We start from the raw sequence: 6,128 nt of genomic DNA, 5'->3' as shown, positions 1-6,128 counted from the left end.
GGTACGCAGCACACACAACTGAGTTAGCAAAAACAGATGCCAATGCTACCACTCTTGAAAAACTTTAGGAAGGAAAAAGCAGCATAGACACATCCGGTATTCACCCCGCACTAAAAGAAACACACTTCGTGGTAGCATGTGATGTAACCAACCCTTTCTACGGTCCTGACGGAGCGGCATATATCTTTGCACAACAAAAAGGAACCGATCCTAAAATGGTGCAAAGGCTGGATGAAGGCATGCAATCATTAGCCGAAGTTATAAAGAAAACGACAGGAAAAGATATCACGAACTACCCCGGTGCAGGTGCAGCCAGAGGCATGGGTGGCGGACTGCTGGCTTTTTTTAACGCAGAGCTAAAACCGGGAACAGAATTATTATTGAAAGCCATCGACTTCTCCGAGAAAATAAAAGGAGCAGACCTCATTATTACGGGCGAGGGAAAAGCAGACCGGCAGACAGCTATGGGAAAAGTTCCATACAGGATACTAAAGGAAGCACAAAAAGAACATATCCCCGTTATTGTACTGGCAGGCAGTATAGAAAACCTGCCGGAATTAAACAAAGCGGGATTCAAAGGTATATTCTCTATAGCCCCCGGCCCCATCACCCTGGAGAAGGCAATGGAACCGGAGTTTGCTAAAGAAAATATCACCCGGCTGGTTTCCCAACTCTATTCAGTTATAACTAGCTTCGGCTAATTTGCAAGCCTTTGTCGGACAAAGCCATATCAACGAAACGGGCACAACTGTTGGGTGGGTTCTGAGCAAGAATACTTCGAATACGTATAGCAGCCTCAGGATCTTTAGCCACCATATAAAGATAGCCTCCTCCCCCCGCACCTGGCAATTTATATCCCAGGCAATAATCATCAATCCGGCGAATGATAGCCTCAACTGCTTCGGGATTAGTGCCGGGATCCAACGCTTGGTTCAGCTTCCAGCTTTTACCAACCAAACGCCCCATTTCATCGAAATTCCCACGCTGAATGGCTTCGTACAAGTCAAGAGCATGCCCCTTCATACCGCCAAGTATAGACAAATGCTCTGTGGAGTTGAGGAACATGCTACGCACGATTTCAGCTAAAATTCCTTTGGCTGTACGGGTAATTCCCGTGTAATAAAGCAAATGGCACTTCTGATATTCGCCACCTGTAAACAAATAATCGGGCAACCAGCGCACTAATGGACTCTGATCCATACCTGCATGGGTCTGCAATAATTTCACACCACGAAGCACACCTCCGTATTGATCTTGCCACCCCCCGCCGGTAGTCAGCAACTGTTCCAGAATAAGCGTACGGTTACATATCTCGTTCTTATCCCAGTTCAGCCCGCAAAAATCAGAGATTGCCCCCAGCACAGTCGATGCCAGAATAGAACTTGTACCCAGACCGGAGCCCGCAGGAATCGCAGAAAGCAGAGTAATTTCCATTCCGGAACCAAACGCCTTCAACTGCTCTTCCAGTGAAACATACGATTCGGTGGAAAAGCCCGGCTGGAAACCTGCCAGCACCAATGCCGCTTTAGGTATAGAGAATGGGGAGCCCACTTGCATGAAACCTCTTACCTCCCCATAAGTTGTAACCACTTCCATAGCGCCTAAGTCTATAGAACGAAGGATTATTTTATATTCCCGACAAGGTTTCACGTAAACTTGTAAAGGAGGCTGCCCGTTCAACTCAATAGCAATATTCACCACATTCCCCCCTTCATTCAAGCAATAAGGTGGAGTATCCGTCCACCCGCCGGCCAGATCAATACGGACCGGACTGCGCCCCCAGACAATCTGATCAGAGTACACTGACAAATGCGGTTGCTGCCTCTTGGCTAAAGCCGAAGCAGTAAGTCCGTCGCGCATCAAACGAAAAGCCTCATTTTCATATTCCCGATAAGCCAGCCCCTTAAGCTGCTGCACCCGGGCACGGAACATATTGTCACTGATACGTGTCATCAACGGAGCCGATTCTGATAAAGGCTCAGGCAACGACAGGTCATACCGGGCAAATTCTCCGGCAGCATTCTCCAAATTGAGCTGATAAAAGACACTTCGTTCATAATTGTGCGCCAATGCCGGCCAATTCTTTATCCGGAAAGCTTCACGCTGTTCTGCCAGACGGTAAAGATTAGAATAAGCGGATATATCATCAGCAGACAATTTACGACAGCGTTGCCATATTTCTTTTCCTTGCTGTAATACCGGTTCAGAAACCATCCAGCGCATAACTGCTCCCAATTCCTCTACAGATGAGCAAACCGGAAACAAACGCGCGGCCTGCAAGTCGTGACCGTTTTCTATTTCTTCCACCGAAATGCCGCGCACAGCACACCACTCACCTACAGACATTCCTTGATAATATGTTTCTTCCTTGGCCAAAGATCCCTTGAAAGTATCATTGAAGCCGTATGGACGCGCTACATAGCCCGATTCTCCAAAAGGAACCACATCAATACACACACCAGACGGAACCTCCAAGTTCCAATTATTAACGGGAACACCTGTTATGATAGTCTGGTGATGGATATTCCATCCTGCTCCTACACAACTGTTCTCTATCCATATTTCCGAATTTTGTGAGGTAAGTTGATAACCTACCTCAGCATTCTGAACAAACATGGCCGGATGCGGTTTTACCTTCTTGTGCATAATCTCCCGCTGGTCGTTTACCAGATTTTGTACAGCCAATGTAGAAGAAATAAGTTCACGACTGGTTCCGTAATGATAAAACTCCCCTCCAGGCAACGGCAGAATAGCCACACTCAGCTTGTTAAGCTCATCGTCCATCATACGCGGATGCTCTCCCAATGTAAGTCCGAAATCAGAATACATGTCATAATAAGAGAGTTTTCCTTCCTTATAAGATCGTTTTACCAACAGACTAACCGCACGGTCACTTAACAGCCAAATTCCGATATCCATCAGAAAAAGATGGGTTTGCATTAATTTCCCCAATTCCTCCACCGAAGGTTTTTGAAGCATGAAATCAAGCTTATCAGGAGTGACTCGTGAAGAAACAAAAACACCATGGTTCTTTGCCAGATTAGGATCTACCCATAAACCGTAACACACCACATCCGCATCAGGAATAGTCTGAAGCGGTTGGCCCGCACGGATATAAACATCCCCACTTGCAATCAATGTATGAAGAGAAGACGGAGCTTTCTCCATGATTTGTTCATATAAAGGGAGCTGGAGGGAAAGCAGATTTTGTGACAGCCGTTGTCCTCTGGCCCACCGGAATACAGGAATGGGGGTAAGAATTTTGCCGGATGGCGCATATCCGGGCAAACGACGACTCTGCCCGCCTGCATGAAGTAAAATACGTTTTTCTTTTCCCAACCAAGTAAGAAAATCGCTGTCAGGAGTCACTTTCTGATGACAAGCCTCCAACAGCCATGCGGTCCCCCCACCTGATCCCAGCTTACTGCCTATAGGATCGGAAGTACAAAACCACTCTGTCCGGTCTGCTTTCTCTATTTCATGAAAACATTCCACCAGATTAGGGGGAAGGGATAATAATTTTTTCATAGCACATCTTTATTTTATTGCACACAAAGATGCTTATTTTCCCCTAATAAGCCAAAAGATGAGACATGAATTTTAATCAGTAAATTCAAAAACACGCTCATCCAATGACATCACTTCCTTAGAGCCCGGTTGTGCAACAGGCACACCGAATGGCATCTGCGCTACCAATTTCCAATCACCAGGCAAATTCCAAGCTTTACGTACTTCATCATCAATCAGCGGATTATAATGTTGCAAAGACGCCCCCATTCCTGCATCTTCCAGCATGGTCCAGACTGCCAACTGATGCATAGCATCGGTCTGCTCTGCCCAGATAGGGAAATTATCTTTATAAGTGGGGAAACTTTCCTGCAAAGAGCGAACGATAGCCATATCTTCAAAATATAGAATAGTACCATATCCACAAGCAAAACAGCCATCAATCTTTTCTTCGGTCTTGCCAAATACCTCAGCCGGAACCCGCTCACGCAAGACATTTTTTACAATGTTCCACAACTTTTCATGCGCCTTACCTGTTAATAACGCAACACGGGTGGTTTGAGAATTGAAAGCTGAGGGGACAAATTCTACAGCAAAACGAATTAAATCTCTTATTTCTTTATCAGACAATGTCGATTTGTTTTCGATCTGATAAAATGTACGACGGGCTTTCAGAGCCTCTTTAAAACTTTTTGTCATATAATACAACGTATTTATAGGTTATTATAAATGAAGAACAAACAGGCAGCAAAAGATGTTCACTTTTTTTGCTTTTTTCAATGCAATAACCTATTTTTGTTAGCTAATTATTAACATTAAAAACAACACATTCAATGAAAGATTTTCTAAAATTTACGTTTGCCAGCGTTATCGGCGTCATTCTGGCAGGCGTAGTGTTCACTATACTAGGGATTATCACTCTGGTTGGCATAGTCGCATCATCGGATACTGAAACGGTGGTGAAAGACAACTCTATCTTCGTACTCGACTTTAAAGGCAGTCTATCCGAACGCGTACAGGAAAACCCACTCCAACAACTTTTGGGGGAAGAATTTGAGGCATACGGTTTGGATGACATTCTAGCTTCTATCAAGAAAGCAAAAGACAATGACAAAATCAAGGGTATTTATATCCAACCTTCTTATCTGGAAGCATCATACGCTTCCTTAGAGGAAATACGCAATGCATTACTGGATTTCAAAGAAAGCGGTAAATTCATCATTGCTTATGCAGACCAATATGCACAGAAGATGTATTATCTTTCCAGCGTGGCCGATAAAATAATTATCAATCCGCAAGGAAGTATCGGATGGCACGGAGCAGGCATGCAACCTGTTTTCTTCAAAAATCTGGTTTCCAAACTAGGACTGGAAATACAAGTATTCAGAGTGGGTACTTACAAATCAGCCGTGGAACCGTTTATCGCTACAGAAATGAGTCCGGCCAACCGCGAACAGATGACCGAATGTCTGGAATCTGTCTGGAATCGTATTCAGGCAGATGTATCCGATTCACGACACATCCCGACAGATACTCTGAATGCTTATGCAGACCGATATATGGATTTTTGTCAGGCAGAAGAATATGTTCAATGCGGACTAGCAGACACCTTGATGTATAAAGATGAAGTTATTTCCTATCTGAAACAATTAAGCGGTCGTGACGAAGACGACAAGCTGAACAGTCTTTTCATAGAAGATATGATAAACGTCAAGAAAAATGTGCCCAAAGACAAAAGTGGAAATGTAATAGCCGTATATTATGCATACGGTGAGATTCTGGATGCTCCCGGCAGTTCCACAGAAGATTGTATTGATGTACAAAAGATGTGTAAAGGCCTGCGCAAATTACGTGATAACGATGATGTAAAAGCTGTTGTATTACGCGTCAACTCACCGGGTGGCAGCGCATACGGTTCAGATCAAATATGGCGTGAAGTAGTAAGGCTGAAAGAGAAAAAACCGGTAATCGTTTCTATGGGAGATTATGCTGCATCAGGAGGCTATTACATTTCCTGCGCTGCAGACCGCATTTTCGCTGACCCGACTACGCTGACTGGTTCTATCGGCATATTCGGCATGATGTATTCAGGTGAGAAACTGTTTACTGAAACTTTAGGATTGAATTTTGATGTAGTGAAAACTAATAAAATGGCAGATCTGGGTGCCAGCCTAGGTCCTATTCTTACCCGTCCATTAAACGCATCAGAACAAGAATTGATGCAGAATTATGTCAACCGAGGATACAAGCTATTCGTAAGCCGTTGCGCCGAAGGTAGAAAAATGTCTACAGAGGCTATTGAAAAAGTAGCTGAAGGCCGTGTATGGACCGGTGCTATGGCCAAAGATCTCGGTTTGGTAGATGAACTGGGAGGTATAGACAAGGCATTAAATGCCGCCGCCACCCAAGCCGGCATAGAAAATTACAGTATTATCGGCTATCCCGAAAAAGAAAATATTTTCGCAAGTTTGCTGGGCAATCAGAAAAAACATTATGTAAACAGCGAAATCAAAGAATATTTGGGAAGCTATTATAACAGCTTCAAGGCGCTGGAGAACATAAAAAACGCCAACTGCATACAGGCACGTATGCCGTTTGACCCTAATATCCAATAATTTGCG

The 6,128-nt window shown here is 44.3% G+C and carries 3 protein-coding genes and 1 pseudogene; 2 read left to right on the top strand and 2 right to left on the bottom strand.

Features of this window, described 5'->3' with window-relative positions; translation table 11 throughout:
* Window positions 1–68 precede the first annotated feature (68 nt).
* Window positions 69–701: pseudogene (locus tag AB5935_RS14355) on the top strand (glycerate kinase); the annotation flags it as partial.
* On the opposite strand, the gene AB5935_RS14350 reads toward AB5935_RS14355, so the two are convergent.
* Together AB5935_RS14350 and AB5935_RS14345 are read right to left on the bottom strand one after the other, a co-directional pair.
* On the bottom strand, window positions 688–3,528 hold the full coding sequence (locus AB5935_RS14350) for a bifunctional fucokinase/fucose-1-phosphate guanylyltransferase (RefSeq protein WP_368327458.1): 2,841 nt from the start codon (window positions 3,526–3,528) through the stop codon (window positions 688–690). The pseudogene AB5935_RS14355 and the gene AB5935_RS14350 overlap by 14 nt on opposite strands.
* 72 nt (window positions 3,529–3,600) lie before the next feature.
* A complete protein-coding gene (locus AB5935_RS14345) occupies window positions 3,601–4,206 on the bottom strand; it encodes a nitroreductase family protein (protein ID WP_007834972.1) in 606 nt (201 codons plus the stop codon).
* 134 nt (window positions 4,207–4,340) lie between these two features.
* On the opposite strand from AB5935_RS14345, the gene sppA reads away from it, so the two are divergent.
* Complete coding sequence (gene sppA / locus AB5935_RS14340) at window positions 4,341–6,122, top strand: signal peptide peptidase SppA (protein ID WP_007851182.1); 1,782 nt, start codon at window positions 4,341–4,343, stop codon at window positions 6,120–6,122.
* Window positions 6,123–6,128 lie beyond the last annotated feature (6 nt).

The sequence above is a fragment of the Phocaeicola sp. RTP21198st1_B8_RTP21198_201120 genome (genome assembly GCF_040929485.1).
GTDB lineage: Bacteria > Bacteroidota > Bacteroidia > Bacteroidales > Bacteroidaceae > Phocaeicola > Phocaeicola dorei.
Note: the sequence above shows the minus strand (reverse complement) of the source record. Positions and strands in the feature narration are given on the sequence as shown.

What these genes read in the sequence shown, in the direction of transcription:
- sppA (WP_007851182.1), top strand. Translation starts at nt 4,341, where the DNA reads ATGAAAGATTTTCTAAAATTTACGTTTGCCAGCGTTATCGGCGTCATT.
- AB5935_RS14350 (WP_368327458.1), bottom strand. Translation starts at nt 3,528, where the DNA reads ATGAAAAAATTATTATCCCTTCCCCCTAATCTGGTGGAATGTTTTCAT.
- AB5935_RS14345 (WP_007834972.1), bottom strand. Translation starts at nt 4,206, where the DNA reads ATGACAAAAAGTTTTAAAGAGGCTCTGAAAGCCCGTCGTACATTTTAT.